The sequence below is a fragment of the Arthrobacter sp. K4-10C genome (assembly GCF_059090085.1).
In genome coordinates, this window is record NZ_JBNHFI010000008.1 from 139,881 (window position 1) to 153,108 (window position 13,228).

General features: G+C 65.0%; 15 protein-coding genes. 6 read left to right on the forward strand and 9 right to left on the reverse strand.

The features are described 5' to 3' along the window. Positions 1–156 precede the first annotated feature (156 nt). From AC5RUU_RS12850 to AC5RUU_RS12865, 4 genes are all read right to left on the reverse strand, one after another. A complete protein-coding gene (locus AC5RUU_RS12850; RefSeq protein ID WP_493975589.1) occupies positions 157–1,455 on the reverse strand; it encodes an ABC transporter substrate-binding protein in 1,299 nt (432 codons plus the stop codon). A gap of 201 nt (positions 1,456–1,656) precedes the next feature. Then, a complete protein-coding gene (locus tag AC5RUU_RS12855) occupies positions 1,657–2,760 on the reverse strand; it encodes a LacI family DNA-binding transcriptional regulator (protein ID WP_493975590.1) in 1,104 nt (367 codons plus the stop codon). Between the two features lie 60 nt (positions 2,761–2,820). After that, on the reverse strand, positions 2,821–3,699 hold the full coding sequence (locus AC5RUU_RS12860) for a PfkB family carbohydrate kinase (protein ID WP_493975591.1): 879 nt from the start codon (positions 3,697–3,699) through the stop codon (positions 2,821–2,823). A gap of 85 nt (positions 3,700–3,784) precedes the next feature. Next, a complete protein-coding gene (locus AC5RUU_RS12865; RefSeq protein ID WP_493975592.1) occupies positions 3,785–4,786 on the reverse strand; it encodes an SIS domain-containing protein in 1,002 nt (333 codons plus the stop codon). A 264-nt stretch (positions 4,787–5,050) separates the two neighbouring features. Between AC5RUU_RS12865 and AC5RUU_RS12870 the strand changes: the two genes are divergently transcribed. Continuing rightward, positions 5,051–5,902: a DMP19 family protein gene (locus AC5RUU_RS12870; protein ID WP_493975593.1), complete on the forward strand. Its 852-nt coding sequence runs from the start codon at positions 5,051–5,053 to the stop codon at positions 5,900–5,902. A 69-nt stretch (positions 5,903–5,971) separates the two neighbouring features. Here the strand turns inward: AC5RUU_RS12870 and AC5RUU_RS12875 are convergent, their stop codons facing one another. Next, the gene (locus tag AC5RUU_RS12875; protein ID WP_493975594.1) at positions 5,972–6,607 is read right to left on the reverse strand and encodes a DUF5655 domain-containing protein; all 636 of its coding nucleotides are present in this window, start codon (positions 6,605–6,607) and stop codon (positions 5,972–5,974) included. 151 nt (positions 6,608–6,758) lie between these two features. Here AC5RUU_RS12875 and AC5RUU_RS12880 point away from each other — a divergent pair, with 151 nt between their 5' ends. From AC5RUU_RS12880 to AC5RUU_RS12890, 3 genes are all read left to right on the forward strand, one after another. Then, entirely contained in the window at positions 6,759–7,421 is a 663-nt protein-coding gene (locus tag AC5RUU_RS12880; RefSeq protein ID WP_493975595.1) for a protein tyrosine phosphatase, read from the forward strand. Positions 7,422–7,613: 192 nt separating this feature from the next. Then, positions 7,614–8,177 (forward strand): RNA polymerase sigma factor, encoded by a 564-nt coding sequence (locus tag AC5RUU_RS12885; RefSeq protein ID WP_493975705.1) that lies wholly within the window; start codon positions 7,614–7,616, stop codon positions 8,175–8,177. Then, positions 8,170–8,913: a hypothetical protein gene (locus AC5RUU_RS12890; RefSeq protein ID WP_493975596.1), complete on the forward strand. Its 744-nt coding sequence runs from the start codon at positions 8,170–8,172 to the stop codon at positions 8,911–8,913. The genes AC5RUU_RS12885 and AC5RUU_RS12890 overlap by 8 nt, the downstream gene beginning before the upstream one ends. 54 nt (positions 8,914–8,967) lie before the next feature. Here the strand turns inward: AC5RUU_RS12890 and AC5RUU_RS12895 are convergent, their stop codons facing one another. Continuing rightward, positions 8,968–9,531 (reverse strand): COG4315 family predicted lipoprotein, encoded by a 564-nt coding sequence (locus tag AC5RUU_RS12895; protein ID WP_493975597.1) that lies wholly within the window; start codon positions 9,529–9,531, stop codon positions 8,968–8,970. Between the two features lie 171 nt (positions 9,532–9,702). Between AC5RUU_RS12895 and AC5RUU_RS12900 the strand changes: the two genes are divergently transcribed. Together AC5RUU_RS12900 and AC5RUU_RS12905 are read left to right on the forward strand one after the other, a co-directional pair. Then, positions 9,703–10,200 (forward strand): sigma-70 family RNA polymerase sigma factor, encoded by a 498-nt coding sequence (locus tag AC5RUU_RS12900; RefSeq protein WP_493975598.1) that lies wholly within the window; start codon positions 9,703–9,705, stop codon positions 10,198–10,200. Continuing rightward, positions 10,197–10,856 carry an anti-sigma factor family protein gene (locus tag AC5RUU_RS12905; protein ID WP_493975599.1) on the forward strand — a complete coding sequence of 220 codons (660 nt, stop codon included), beginning with the start codon at positions 10,197–10,199 and terminating at the stop codon, positions 10,854–10,856. The genes AC5RUU_RS12900 and AC5RUU_RS12905 overlap by 4 nt, the downstream gene beginning before the upstream one ends. On the opposite strand, the gene AC5RUU_RS12910 is transcribed toward AC5RUU_RS12905, so the two are convergent. The 3 genes from AC5RUU_RS12910 to trmB all read right to left on the reverse strand — a co-directional run bounded on the left by AC5RUU_RS12910 (position 10,843) and on the right by trmB (position 13,103). After that, positions 10,843–10,995, reverse strand: coding sequence for a hypothetical protein (locus AC5RUU_RS12910; protein WP_493975600.1), 153 nt, complete (start codon positions 10,993–10,995; stop codon positions 10,843–10,845). The genes AC5RUU_RS12905 and AC5RUU_RS12910 overlap by 14 nt on opposite strands. 44 nt (positions 10,996–11,039) lie before the next feature. Then, positions 11,040–11,846 (reverse strand): DUF1206 domain-containing protein, encoded by an 807-nt coding sequence (locus AC5RUU_RS12915; RefSeq protein ID WP_493975601.1) that lies wholly within the window; start codon positions 11,844–11,846, stop codon positions 11,040–11,042. A gap of 333 nt (positions 11,847–12,179) precedes the next feature. Further along, positions 12,180–13,103, reverse strand: a complete 924-nt coding sequence (gene trmB, locus AC5RUU_RS12920; protein ID WP_493975602.1) for a tRNA (guanosine(46)-N7)-methyltransferase TrmB — start codon at positions 13,101–13,103, stop codon at positions 12,180–12,182. Positions 13,104–13,228: the final 125 nt, after the last annotated feature.

The following is a 13,228-nucleotide window of genomic DNA, read 5'->3' on the forward strand; positions in this document are numbered from 1 at the left end:
GGAGCACAACTGCAGGCAGGACCCACACCATGTTGCGCCACCGGGGGGCCTTACTCCCGGGCCGTTGCCGGCCGCTGGGGAGGCCTCTCGCATCGGATCCGGAGGCCGAAGGCGCCGGCCTCCGGATCGCGTTGGAAACTGTCATGGCAGGATCCGCTACCTGGCTGAGTTGGAAGCGGAACGTACAGCGTCAAGGACCTGTTGCGGGGACTGGGTCCCGGCGACGAGGGCTTCGCCGCCTGCCAGCCAGGCGTCGGCCACCTCGGGAACGGTGACTGAATCCAGCCAAATGATGGCGTCGGATGCTTCATTCACCTGCTTGATGCCTTCGACCACCGGTCCGGTTGAGTTCTGCTCTGAGACCGCGCCCTTGACAGCGCTGGGCTGGCCGTACGGCGGTGATGAAAGCTTAGTGGCGTTCTCCTTGCTCGTGGCAAATTTCATGAAGTCGACAGCCAGTGCCGCGTTCTTCGATTTGGGATTGATCAGGTATCCCTCCGGCGAACCTTCAATTGCCTTTGTGTCGCCCTTCGCCCCGGCTGAGGGCGGCAGCCTGAAGATGCCCAGACCGTCGTTCTTGAGCCTGGATCCGTCCGAGGCGGTTGTGTCGAATTCGAGGACCTCCTGGTAGTACATTCCGGCGGCACCCGTAGCCAGTGCCTGCTGGGCTGTGGTGTAGAGGACCCCGTTTGAGTCCCTGCCGCTGCCGGTACATTCGTTGATGAGTTCCGTGAACTGCTCCATGGCCCGGAGGTAGCCCTGATTCTCTAGCTTCGCCGTTTGGGGGTCGAAATCGGCTTCCAATTCTTCAGCAGGCACCTCATAGGCGAACAACTGCTGCAGGTAGTGCAGGCCCGGCCAGCCGTCCTTGTTCCCAAAGGCAATAGGTTCGTAGCCGGCCCCTTTGAGTACTGAGCAGGAGGAGATCAGTTCCTCGAAGGTAGACGGCGGGTTGAGGCCCAAGTCCTTAAAGACTTTCTGGTTGTAGCCCATGAATTTACCGTTGTTGTACAGGGGAACGGCAAAGTACTTGCCGTCCTTCTCAAAGGCCTTGAGTGAAGACTCGCCGAAAGTGTTTCCCCAGTCGGTTCCAGGGGCGATAGCCGGCGTCAGGTCCGCTGCAAGGCCACCGTTGATGAAGTTGTCTGCCCAGTTCCCCGCCCACGTGAAGTAGATGTCCGGCAGGGCCTGGGATGCGGTGAGGGTCTTGGTTTTGTCCTTGATGCTCTGGTCGGTTTCCTGAATGAGTTCGAAGGAGACCTCCGGGTGGAGCTTGGTGTACTCCGCTGCCAGGTCTTCGAAGTAAGGTTCGAGGGGATCGCCGCCGAATTTGGTAAGGATGCTCAGGGTCCCCGAGTACTCGGGCGCTTTCTGCAGATCCAACTGTGCAGCAGGCTCGCTCCCGCCGGCGCAACCGCTCAAAGCAAGGGCTGCGCCCGCCAGCAGGGCTGTCATTATGTGCGTGCTTTTCCGCATGGTTTTCTACTTTCGCTCGGATGGCTGAAGAGCCGAGGTCCACGGAACGAAGAGCGCCGCCCTCCGTTGGGTGGCGCCTACGCCAAGAGTGAGTTTTGGTAATAAGTGATACCGGTACCACAGTGAACCATGATTCGCCGCCCCGGGGAAGGGTTTCCGGAGGAAATACTTGGCGGCGGTTTATTCGGCTGTGCGTGAAGGCGCAGGGCCGTCGGAAGACCGGGCAATGAGGGTGGAGGGAAGTACATGTTTCCTCGGCGCGGAGGAATCACCGCCGATGCGGGCGAGGAGCTGCTGTGCAGCCGCGGCGCCCAGCTCGCGCATGGGCTGCTGGATCATGGTCAGGGGTGGCTCCATGACTGCGGCCCAAGGGCTGTCATCGAAGCCGATGAGGGACACGTCCTTGAGGATCCGGCGGTTGTGCGTGCGGAGTGCATGGAGGGCGCCCACTGTTGCCTCGGTTTCCGTGGTGAAGATGGCAGTGGGGGGATCGGCCAGGGCCAGCATCCCGCCGATGGCCCTCGTTGCCTGTCTCTCATTTTTCAGGACGTGGGTTACCAGCGAAGTATCGAACGGTATGCCGGCTTCTTCCAGGGCATCCAGATAACCGCGAAGGCGTTCCCCGTCACTCCAGAGTGCCTCGTCGAGGATGCTGTGCATCTGTTGCAGGTCCGTTGCGGGGCTTAGGGTCACCGGGCCCCAGGCGAAGGCGATCCTTTGGTGGCCGTTCGCAATCAAGGACGCGACGGCGGAGCGGGCGGCTTCCCGGTTATCAATGACCACCGAGTCGATATCCAGGCCGTCCACCAGGCGGTCGATAAGGACCACCGGTATTCCGCGTTCCATCGCAGTGGAGATGTGCGAGACGTCGTCGTTCCTTCCCGCCGCTGAAGCCACAACGAGGCCGTCAACCTGTTTGGCCAGCAAAACCCTGATGGCGTCGCGTTCCAGTTCCAGCTTCTCGTCAGTGCTTAGGATGATGGCATCGTAACCGGCTTGTTTAGCTGTTTCGGAGATGCCCCTGAGGACCCCCGAAAAGAAGGGGTTGGCCACGTCCGCAAGAACAATGCCCAGCGTCTTGGTGATGCCGGTGCTCATGCTGCGCGCCAGTGTGTTGGCTTGATAGCCCAACCGTTCGGCAGCCAGCAGGACCTTTGCACGCGTGGCATCACTGACCGACCCGTAATTGCCCAGGGTACGGGCGACGGTGGCCCTGCCAACCCCAGCGGCAGCGGCAACTTCCGAAATGGTCGGAGCGCCCCCGTGCTGATGATCCGGCGACATCCGGTTCCCTTTCTGGTCTGGAAACGCCCTGGTGCGGTTCCGATGAGGACAAGCCCTGCTTCAGATCCTAGTTGCTGCAGCGACGCGACGGCCGTACCCGAATGCAGCTTCCACGTAGCACTGCTCCGCGGCCGTTTCCGCGGCAAAAGCAAGGGCGCGACGCAGGGAATCTGCGGTTGGCGGGGCCTCCCGCGCCCATCCGGACCGCAGGAGGCTCACGACCAATCCCGTAAGGAACGCGTCTCCGCAGCCCATGGTATCGACGAATCTGTGCGCGTCCGTTGGTGCTGCTCCTTGCGTGAACAAGCGCTCGCCGTCGTACAGCACTGCCCCGGCGGGCCCCCTGGTGGCAACCGCAAGGGAGGCACCGGCCGCTGTAAAGCGGGCAAGTTCTTGTTCAACAGCTTCAAAAGGTGAGTCTCCCAGCGATAACAGGGCTAAATCCACGAACGGGGCCGTGCGCACCAAATACTGGTCCGTCCGGCGCTCAGGCTCCCAGGAATAATCAAAGCTCACCAAGGGGCCGGCCGCCCGCAGTGCCGGGAGTTGGTCTTCGGAGGCGGAGTAGACGCTCGAATGGACAAGGGCTGCGGCCGCCAGGTAGTTCCGGTGCTCAGCCCCGAGCACGAACGGTTTGCTGATGGTGACACCTCCTTCGTTCCAGCCCAGGAAGATGCGGTCGCCGTCGATAACCTTTATTTCAGTGACGCCGTTAGGGCCTTGGCGGGTCTGGCACCTGCTGACATCTACTCCCTCGGCTTCCACCGCGGAACGGACAAAGGCGCCCAAAGGATCGGAACCGAAGACACCCATGTAGGCGGACTCCAGGCCGAGGCGGCGTGCCAGGACTGCAAAGTTGACGCAGTTTCCACCCGGGTACATGATTCCCCGGTCCAGGAAGCGGTCCACGATGTTGTCCCCGAATCCAATTACTTTCATGCTCATCCTGTCTTGGCGTCGGTGTCTCCTGCCGGGCGGCGGATGTTTGGCCGCGCCCCGGCCAGGGCGCGGCCAACGGGGTCCGTCAGTATTCAACGACCCGGTAGTACCGGCGCAGGTCCAGCGAGTGGTTGCGGACCCGTTCCAGGTGCTTGCTGATCCGGTCCGCCACGGTGTCCAGAACCAATGGCGCCAGAAGCCCCCGGAACCGTGCGCTGATACCAGCCAGCTCATAGTCCTTGGTGTCCAGGATGGTGGTGTTCTTGTTGTAGTTCTCGGCGAACTTGACCACCCGTTCCATGAGCGGCCTGCTCTCGTCTTCGCCCAGGAAAAGCACCAGGCTGGTGTCTTCCTCGATAAGTTCCAGGGAGCCGTGGAAAAACTCGGCACCGTGCACACGCGTGGTGCGCAGCCACTGCATTTCCTCGAGGATGCACATTGAGTACAAGTAGGTGAAGCCCCAGAGGTTGCCGGCGCCCACGAGGAAGTGGTAGTCCGCGTCCTTGTTCCGTTCCGCGAACGCTTCCGCCACGGGTTCTGCCTGGCGTGCCACCTCAACGAGGACTTCGGGGACGGTCTGGAGTTCGCCCGCAAATTCTTCATACCCCTCGAATTCTCCCCGCGCAGACAGAAGGCGGGTGGACAGGAGCAGCAAAGGGATGTCGAACGGCCAGGTCTTGGGTTCGGTGATCAGGGCGACATCCAGAGCTTTGGCGAAGGGGCTGTCATTGAAACCGGTGAAGCCGACCGTGTAGGCGCCTTTGGCTTTGGCGAATTCAATCGCCTCGATGATGTCCTCCGTTGTCCCGGAAACAGAGGCAAAGACGGCGATGGATCCGGGCCCGAACGCCGGGTCACCGGTCAGCATCAACTCCTTGCCGATTGCTGCCCGCACGGGAAGGGTGGAACGTGAGCGGATGAAGTGTTCGTAAGGCAGCATCGCGGCGTATGTGCCACCGGCCCCGATGAGGAAGAGGTTGTCAAAACCCCGCTCCTGAATAGAGTCCACGAACCGTTCGATGTGTCCCTGCAGCGCAAGTGCACTGCGGGTCTGGGCGAGGAATTCCTCTTCTTTGAAGCCGAGCACGGGCTGTCCTTTCGCTTTTTGGATAGTTGCTGTTGATATCTTTGATACCGGTATCACAACTGACCAATATGCTTTCATGCGCTTCGCACCAGGTCAATAGCTGCGCATAGGGGAGTTCAAGCCACCTCTCTGCTGCCGGCAGCAGGTCCGGCGAAGATGAAAACTTCGCTTGACGTTCACTTCCTCCTCAACGGCCCGGCCGTCCCACACACGTAGCGTGAAAAGCGTCCCAAGCACCAGGAGCGAACAGCAGTGAGGATTGCCATGATCACCAGCCAGCAGCCCGTCATTCTGACCAGCAGCAGCATCGAAGCAAGCGATGAGGAGGCAGTTGCGGCCAACGTGGGCGTGGTGGACGCCATGCACACCGCTCTTCTGCATACCGGGGAAATGTCGCCCGTGGCCGTCCGTAGCTACTATGTGGATTTCTACCTCACCCAGGCGCTGGAGGGCGGATTCGCGCAGTACGCCTTCATGGCCGTTGACCGTGCGGAGACCGACACCTTGATCCGCGAAGGCATGGCCGGCATGGGCGCAACCGCCCACCTGGATCTTTTCAACAGGGCTGTTGAGGCGTACGGCCACCTGCCCGAAGAGGAAGAGGAGTTCTACCTGGACGGCGGCCTGGATGACACGGAGGAGACCCCAGACGGCGTCCTCCGTATGGAGGAGCTCGACGGCGAGTTCGAGGAGCTTCTTGAGCGGGAAAACATCACCGCCCTCAACGCCGCCTGGCTGCGCAGCCAGGCGGACCTGCTGGTACTCGACGACGAGCAGGTGGGCCCCTACATCCAGCAGCTCGTTGCCCAGATCCCGGACCTGCCCGAACGCCAGGCGAAGGCGGAGGCGGAGGCCCTGGAAGACGCCCCCGACTTCGAACTCATCATCCGCGAGCTCTGCAGCATCGCCGGCTACGAGCTCGTCAGGATCACCATGGGCGACCCCAACTACATGCACGACGGCGGGAAGACCCTGGCCTGGCACTTCTCCACCGACCACGGCGACTTCCTGATGGTCGAGGAGGACGACGAAGCCTTCATGATCAACCCGAAGACACTCGAAATCGTCGCCGCCGTGGAGTTTGAAGAGGCCGACGCCGGTCTGATCGAGGCCTAGGAGCCCGGCAGGCGGACCGGGGCTGCTGTCGCTGAGGTCGTTGTTGCAGCACGGCGGCCCCGGCGCACCCTAGGAATTCTGCTCCAGGGCGGCAGCAAGAATACCCAGCAGTTCGTCGTCCACCTGGTCCGGGGACGTCACGCGGACGCGGAGGGTGAAGGGGTCGTCCGGCCGGGTCCGGATCTTTTCCAGCCGGCCCTGTACGGGAAGGTCCAGCCGCAGGGTGACATCCACGGCGGTATTGGTGGACCGGGTGACCTGGGCGAATTTGCGGCGCGCGCTGTGCAGGGACACGTAGCCTTTGCGCATCTGGATCTGGACCTCCTCCGTGGCCAGTGCCCACGCCAGGATTGCGTCCGCGATCGGCCGCAGCTGCGGGTGGTTGGCGTACTGGCCATCTATCAGCTCGTCAGCGTCCCGCAGCATGAACTCCGGGTAGCCGAACATCTCCCAGGACACCGCGTACTGCGCATAGCCGGTCACGCCAAAGTTGTCGCGCATCCAGTCGCGCAGCTCCCGGTCGCTGCGGATGCCCGCGGCCCGCGCCTGTTCCATCCAGTAGGCCGTGTCCTTGCCGGTCTTTCGCACCAGCAATGACTTGTTGTTGTCCACCATGGACTGCCAGGTGCCGGTCTTCTCAACGGCAGGAACCAGCGCTTGGGGTGGCTGGGGTTCGGGTTGCTGGGAATCGGCGGTGTCAGGCATGCATTGATCGTAATCACCCCGGCGGAGTTGGGGCCGCTCCGAAAAAAAGTTTCCAGACACCCGTAACCTTTCCGTTGCCCCTGGCGATGTAGGAGGTGATGGGTCCGCGAGCCGGGCCCAATCCGATAGTTGTCTAGGTTTGGAGTGCTTAATGTCTTTGTTCACCCTTCTCGCCAGCAGTAAAGCCGCAGCCTCAGTCCTGGCTGCCGGCACCCTGGCCGTAGGCGGAACCGGCGTGGCTGCCGTTTCCGGTGCCCTCCCCGCCGAAGCCCAGCAGACCGCCCACGAACTTTTCGGTGCGCCCGCCCCCAAGCTGGCCGCCGACGCGGCAGCTGAGGGACAGGCCGCCACAGACGCTGCAGCCGATGCCGGCGCTTCCGCCGACGCCGACGCCGATGCTGCTGCTGACGCCGGCACGACGGTCAGCGATGACAGCGTTGCAGCGCAGGCCTCGGGCTCCGCTGCCGCCAACACCGCCGTCGATGCAGCCGGTGCCGCGGCCCTCGGCCTGTGCACCGCTTTCACCAACGGCGGCCTGAACGCTTCCTCCGAAGCCTTCTCCTCACTGGTGATCGCCGCTGACGGTGAAGCAAATGTTGAGAGCTACTGCGCCGATGTTGTTGCCGGGGCCGGCGCTGCCGCTGAAGCCAACGCCGCCGCCACCGGTTCCGCCGCCGTTGAGGCCGAGCGTCCCGAACTTCCCGCAGTTCCGGCCCTGCCCGCCGTTCCGGGTGTCGACGGTGAACCAGCCGTACCTGCGGTTCCGGCTGACGCCGGCAACGTAGTGGAAGCCCCCTCGGTTTCAGTCCGCTAACCTCGGTTAGCTAGGGTGGACCGCAGCTGTTTTCCGCTGCGGCCGCCACGGACTGCAGGAACCCGCCCCGTCGGGGTCCTGCAGTCCGGCGCTGCCGCCGGTTACCGGGGCAGCTTGAACGACCATGGGGGCTGGCAATCCACGTTGGAAAACCGGAGCGGCTGGAGCCGTGTGCCGGGATGGGAGCCGCTGGTGCTGGACACTCTGGCCCAAGAAGAAACCCACATATTCGACAACGCAGCCGGAACAGATCCCGCTGTGCTGTTCGGTGCTGCCTATCGGTCCTTCGCGGGTCCCGTGCAGGGCTACCTGAAGGCGCGGGGCGTCGACGACCCCGAAGCGGTCACCCAGGACGTGTTCCTGGCCTTCTATGCCAGGATCGACGGGTTGACCGGCGGCCTGCAGGGCGCAAAATCACTGATCTTCTCCATCGCCCATGCGCGCATGGTGGACCACTACCGCCGGCTGGAGCGCAGGCCCCAGCTGGCTCCGTACGACCCGCAACATGACAGCCGGACCACTCCGTCCGCGGAGGAACACGCCCTGGAATTGAATGCCGGAGCCGCGGCTATGCTCGACGGGCTCAGCGAGGAACACCAGGAAGTCCTGGCCCTGCGCGTCGTGGCGGACCTGTCCATCGAACAGGTAGCCGCCATCATGGGCAAAAGCACCGGAGCCATCAAGCAGCTTCAACGCAGGGCCCTTCAAAATCTCAAGGCACAAACGCTCACAAGAAACCAGGCGAATCATGAGTGACACCGCAGGATCCCGCAGCGACGCATTCGTTGACCAGCTGCTTCTGGAGGCGGAACTGGACGACGACGGCCAGCTCCGCCCCGCCCTCCTGCAGCTCCGCGCACTGGGCGCCGCGGCCCCGGAACCATCCGGTGAAGTCGCCGCCCTGCTGCAGCGCGCGGAGGCGGCGGCTGCGGTGGCGCCTGCCGCCGTTGGTCCTGCCGCCGTGGGTTCTGCACAGGCCGCGCCGGCTCCCGCCGACGAACTGGCAGCCCGGCGCCGGGCAAAGCGCCGCGTCACCCTCACTGCACTGTCCGTGGCGGTCTCACTGTCAGCCGGCGGAGCTGTTGCCGCCGCCTCGGACCAGGGGTTCCGGGACTCGTTCAGCCACATCCACCGCACCGTTACCTCGTTCGTGACCGGATCGGTCCCGGCGGCTCCCGCCGGAAACCAGGCGGAGGAACCCGCGGCTCCGGTCCCTGCCTCCCCGGCCACGGCGCCCGCGGCACCGGCCGCAGCCCCGCAGCCCGGGCAACCCGCGGAGGCCGCGCCGTCGGACGTTCCTGCAACGCCCGCGAAGGGCGGCGGGGAGCCAGCCGCTCCGGGCAAGCACGCGGACATGCCCGCGGCAAAGGACCTGCCCACCGCCGTTCCCGAAGACCTCACCGACGGGGTGGGCCAGCAGCCGCAGGTGCCCGTCCCAGGCCCGTCGGATCTGCCTCTGCCTGAAACGCTTCCCGCAGCCCCGCTGCGGTAAAGGCGCCTGCGGCCCGCTTTTCAGCTCAGCCGGCTACGCACACAACACGCCGCCCTAGTAGCCGGCACCGCCCATTTGGATCATGCCGCCCGCCGGGTCGGCAAGGTACCAGACGTTGTTGACGCCTTGGCCCAGGATGTCGCCGGGCTTGGTGTCCTGGGCGAAGTAGTACAGCGGCAGGCCGTTCAGGGTGACCTGCTGCTTGCCGTCAGGTGTGGTGATGGTGCCGAGTTCGCCCGTGACACCTTCCGCCGCGGGCGTGGCGGACGTTGTGAGGACGGGAGGCCACGCGGCCAGGCAGGCATCCGTGCAAGCACTAGTACCGGAGTCCTTCACGTCCTTCGTGAAGAAGTACACGCTCATTCCCTTTGCATCCACCACGATGTCCCCGGCGCTTGAGGACGCTGTCTTAAGGTCGACGGCGGCACCCGAGGTGGTGGTCGGCGTCGCAGAAGGCGGGGACACAGACGCGGCTGGTGCCGTTGCAGAAGCAGGTGGCGCGCCCGAGGTCACGGCCGGGCTGGTGTCCGCGGGCGCGGTTCCGGTGCTGCCGCCGCAGGCAGTCAGCGCCGCGGAAAGGGCAAGGATGGCGAGGCCTGCGCCCAAGTGGTGTTTCATGGGGTTGCTCCTTGGCTGGGCCCGGCGTCTGATCACCGGACGCTAACCCCTATGACGCATCCGGGTGAAGAATGGTTCACAGCAGTTGCCCCGCGGGTTTGAACTTTTTCCCCGCCGGCGGCGTCTTCAGGTGGTAAGCAGGAATGGGCCGGGCCAGGCGGGAGGGACGTCATGCCGCTCGATGAGGACGTGGTGGAGTCCATCTACCGCGAACACGGCCCCGCCCTCCGCCGTTTCGTCATGAGTGCCTCACGGGACGCCCAACTGGCCGAGGACGTGGTCCAGGAGACTGTGCTCCGGGTGTGGCAGCATGCACCGGAGATCAACGGCAGCCTGCGCAGCTACCTTTACCGGACCGCCAGGAACATCATGATCGACAATTACCGCCGCGCCCAGCGCCGGCCGGAATCCCTCGAGAGCAGCCTCACGGATCCCGCCGAAGTCATGGAGAAAGTGGATGAGCTGCTCAACCGGGTGCTGGTCGAAGAAGCCCTGCTCCGGTTGAGCAGGGAGCACCGGGATGTCCTGGTGGCCCTGCACTACCGCCGGTTCACCGTTAACGAAGCTGCTGTGCAGCTGAACATCCCCAGCGGAACCGTGAAGTCGCGCGCTTTTTATGCGGTGCGGGCACTGCGGACCATCCTGGACGAGATGGGGGTGGAACGGTGAACAGCGCGGATCCCCACCAGTTGCTCGGCGCCTATCTCCTGGGCGGCCTTGACGCGGTGGACCGGGAAGCTTTTGAAGCACACCTTCCGCGTTGCCCCGCCTGCCGGGAGGAACTGGCGGGACTCGAGACGCTGCCCGTCCTCCTGGACGCCCTTCCCGTTCCGGATGCGGTGGCGCTGACCGTCGTCTCCAGCCTCAGTGCCGCTCCCGACGCCCCCGCTTCGCCGCCGCTTCTTGCCAAGCTGGCGCGCCGCCGTCGGACCTCCCGACGGCGGTGGGCGGCATTGGTCGGTGCCGTCGCCGCCGCCTGCCTTGCCTTGGGAATCGTGGGTGGACCGTTGCTGGCCCGGCCCGAGCAGCCCGACGCCACGTATTCGGTGCAGTCAGGGGCAGGACTGCAGTTCAGCATCGACCTGGCCCGGAAGACCTGGGGAACAGAGCTGGCAGTGAACGGCAGCAGCCTGCCCCAGGACGGAACGCTGTCGCTGTGGGTCCGGGACCGCGCCGGCGGTGAAGATCGGGCCTGCTCGTGGACGGCAACCCCCAGCGGCAGGGCGCGGGTCACCGGTGCCACGCCCATCCAGCTGGGCAGTATTTCGAGCGTGGAATTGCGCGACGGCACGCAGCACGCGGTGGCTGTCATCACTGTTCCCTGAGGGTTGCCCTGAACTCAGCCACCAGCGCCGGATCCTCGTACGCCCGGGCTAACGCCTCGATCCGCCGCTCAATCAGCGGCCGCAACAATGCCGGCCCGGCCGAGAAGGTGTACTTCCAGACGGCGCGTACCCGGGTCATGGTCCAGCCCTAACCAGCCGGCAGTGGTCCTGTTCCGCCTGGGGTTATTGCGTCATCCTGGCCAGCCGCGCCCGGACGATCATGAACGCCCCGTAGCAGACCAGCCCGGCGCCGACGGCAGCCAGCAGGTAGACCCCCAGTGGCTGGTCGCGGAGGGCGCGGAGCCCGCCGTCCAGGCCGGTTGAATTTTCGGGGTGGGCCTGCAAGGTGGCGATGGCAATCAGCAGGCCGGTCAGGAGCAGCACAGCGCCCTTGGCCACATACCCGGTCACCCCCAGCACTGTGACGGCGGTTCCCGCCGTGTTGTTGGCCGGCATCACCAGATGCTTTTCGAATGATTTCCGCAGGCCGCGGATGGCATACCCCACCCCCGTCACGGCGATTGCCGCCCCCAGCAGCACCAGCAGGGCCACGCCGCCGGGGGCTTTCATGAGGTTGACGGTCATGTCGCTGGCGGCCTGCTGGTTGTCCCCGCCCGAGCCCGTGCCCCTGGCGAAGGACAACAGCGTCAGCGCCAGTCCGGCGAACACCAACGCCTGCGCCCCCGCTTTTGCCTTTCTCCCGGCCTTTTCCTTGGCGGGAAGGCGGTTGTAGTCGAAGATGGCGTCACTGGTCTGCCACAGCGCCAGCGCCGCGCAGGCCGAGAAGCTCGCCCACAGCAGGAAGGGCCCGGCCGGCTGGGTGGAAAGTTCCGCCACGGCCCCGCTGAAGTCCGCGTTGCCGGTGCCGCCCATGGCCAGCCGGATGGCGATGGCACCCACCAGCAGATGCAAGATGCCGCTCGCCGCAAACCCTGCCCTGGCCAGCAGTTCCAGTGTTCGCGAGTTGGTGACGTTCTCTGCCGCGTCCACGGCCTGCTTCAGTTCTCTTTTGATGACTGTTCCTTTGTGCGTGCGCAACTACCGCGCGGTGGTTCACTGGTGTGCGTGCCCCACACAAACGCAATCGTCCCACGCCGGCGTTGCCCGGAACAGTACCCGCCGGCCCCGTTAGGTTCGACGGCGGACTGCCCGGTGCTGGCCGGTCCACGCCGCTGACATGCAGTTTCACCCTGTGGTGCCTGCGGCGATGCAAGCAGGAGCAGCAGCGATTGGACAGGCACCGCTCATTTCCCCGGGGGACCAGCATGACTTTTTACGGCGCTGACGTCAGCCAGCGTGGCTGACTCCTCTGGTGGTCCGGCGCTACCGCCGGCGGTAGCAGAGGTCGAAGATCAGCCGCCCGGCCTCGTGGGCTTTCGCTTCGAAGCTGGTCCGGATCCTGCCCTCGAACCGCGGTGCCCAGCCGCCGGTTTCATCGATGCCCTGGTTGGGGCCGGTGTGTTCCGTGCTTACGGGTGCCCGGCCCTCGCGGACAGGCGCGCCGCCCACCACGGTTTCGACGCCGGATTGCCAGACCTGGGTGAGCGGGCTCTCCGGCCCGCGGCGCTCGCCGGTGTGCAGGTTCTCGAATTCCGGGGATTCCGCCAGGACGTCACGGACGTGGATGGCGTAGTTGGACCAGTCCGTGGCGATCCGCCACAACCCGCCCGGCTTCAGTGCACGTGCAGCCAGCGTGGCGAAGTCGGGTTGGATCAGGCGGCGCTTGTGGTGCCGCGACTTGTGCCAGGGGTCGGGGAAAAAGACCCACAGTTCGTCCACCGACCCTGCCGGCAGCATGGTGGCCAGCACCTCGGGAGCGTTGGCTTCCACGACGCGGACATTGCTGAGCCCGCGGCTGTTGATCTTGATGATGGTGTTGGCAAGGCCGGGGGTGTAGACCTCCACGGCAAGGAAGTCCGTGTCCGGGTTCTGCTCGGCGGCGTGGCAGATGGCGTCACCCAAGCCGGAGCCGATTTCCACGATGATGGGTGCCTTGCGGCCGAACTCCGCCTCGGCGTCGAACGTGTAATCCGGGTGGACAGAGGTGTTGGCGACGTGCCGGGGGACGTTGACCGCCCACCGTTCTGCGTGCTCTTCCCAGGCCGCCTGGCGGCGGCCCTGCAGCCGGGTGCCACGGCGCACGAAGCTGACAGGCCGGCCGCCGTAGGTGCCGAAGGAAGCCTGCGTTCCGGGCGTGACCGGCCTCGAAACATGCGGCTGCTGGGGGGTTTCCGGGGATTCACTCATCCCTTCAAGAATACCGGGGTGCAAAGGCGCCGCGCTGCGCAGCCGGAGCAATCAGCGGTGAGTCCGGCCAACGGTGCACGTGGCCGATGTACGTGGACAACCCTGCCGCCGGCCGCTCCTGCAAG

Bases quoted from the DNA above. Each gene is read 5' to 3' on its own strand.
- AC5RUU_RS12850 (WP_493975589.1), bottom strand. From the start codon at position 1,455: ATGACAGCCCTGCTGGCGGGCGCAGCCCTTGCTTTGAGCGGTTGCGCC.
- AC5RUU_RS12855 (WP_493975590.1), bottom strand. From the start codon at position 2,760: ATGTCGCCGGATCATCAGCACGGGGGCGCTCCGACCATTTCGGAAGTT.
- AC5RUU_RS12860 (WP_493975591.1), bottom strand. From the start codon at position 3,699: ATGAAAGTAATTGGATTCGGGGACAACATCGTGGACCGCTTCCTGGAC.
- AC5RUU_RS12870 (WP_493975593.1), top strand. From the start codon at position 5,051: ATGATCACCAGCCAGCAGCCCGTCATTCTGACCAGCAGCAGCATCGAA.
- AC5RUU_RS12875 (WP_493975594.1), bottom strand. From the start codon at position 6,607: ATGCCTGACACCGCCGATTCCCAGCAACCCGAACCCCAGCCACCCCAA.
- AC5RUU_RS12880 (WP_493975595.1), top strand. From the start codon at position 6,759: ATGTCTTTGTTCACCCTTCTCGCCAGCAGTAAAGCCGCAGCCTCAGTC.
- AC5RUU_RS12890 (WP_493975596.1), top strand. From the start codon at position 8,170: ATGAGTGACACCGCAGGATCCCGCAGCGACGCATTCGTTGACCAGCTG.
- AC5RUU_RS12895 (WP_493975597.1), bottom strand. From the start codon at position 9,531: ATGAAACACCACTTGGGCGCAGGCCTCGCCATCCTTGCCCTTTCCGCG.
- AC5RUU_RS12900 (WP_493975598.1), top strand. From the start codon at position 9,703: ATGCCGCTCGATGAGGACGTGGTGGAGTCCATCTACCGCGAACACGGC.
- AC5RUU_RS12910 (WP_493975600.1), bottom strand. From the start codon at position 10,995: ATGACCCGGGTACGCGCCGTCTGGAAGTACACCTTCTCGGCCGGGCCG.
- trmB (WP_493975602.1), bottom strand. From the start codon at position 13,103: ATGAGTGAATCCCCGGAAACCCCCCAGCAGCCGCATGTTTCGAGGCCG.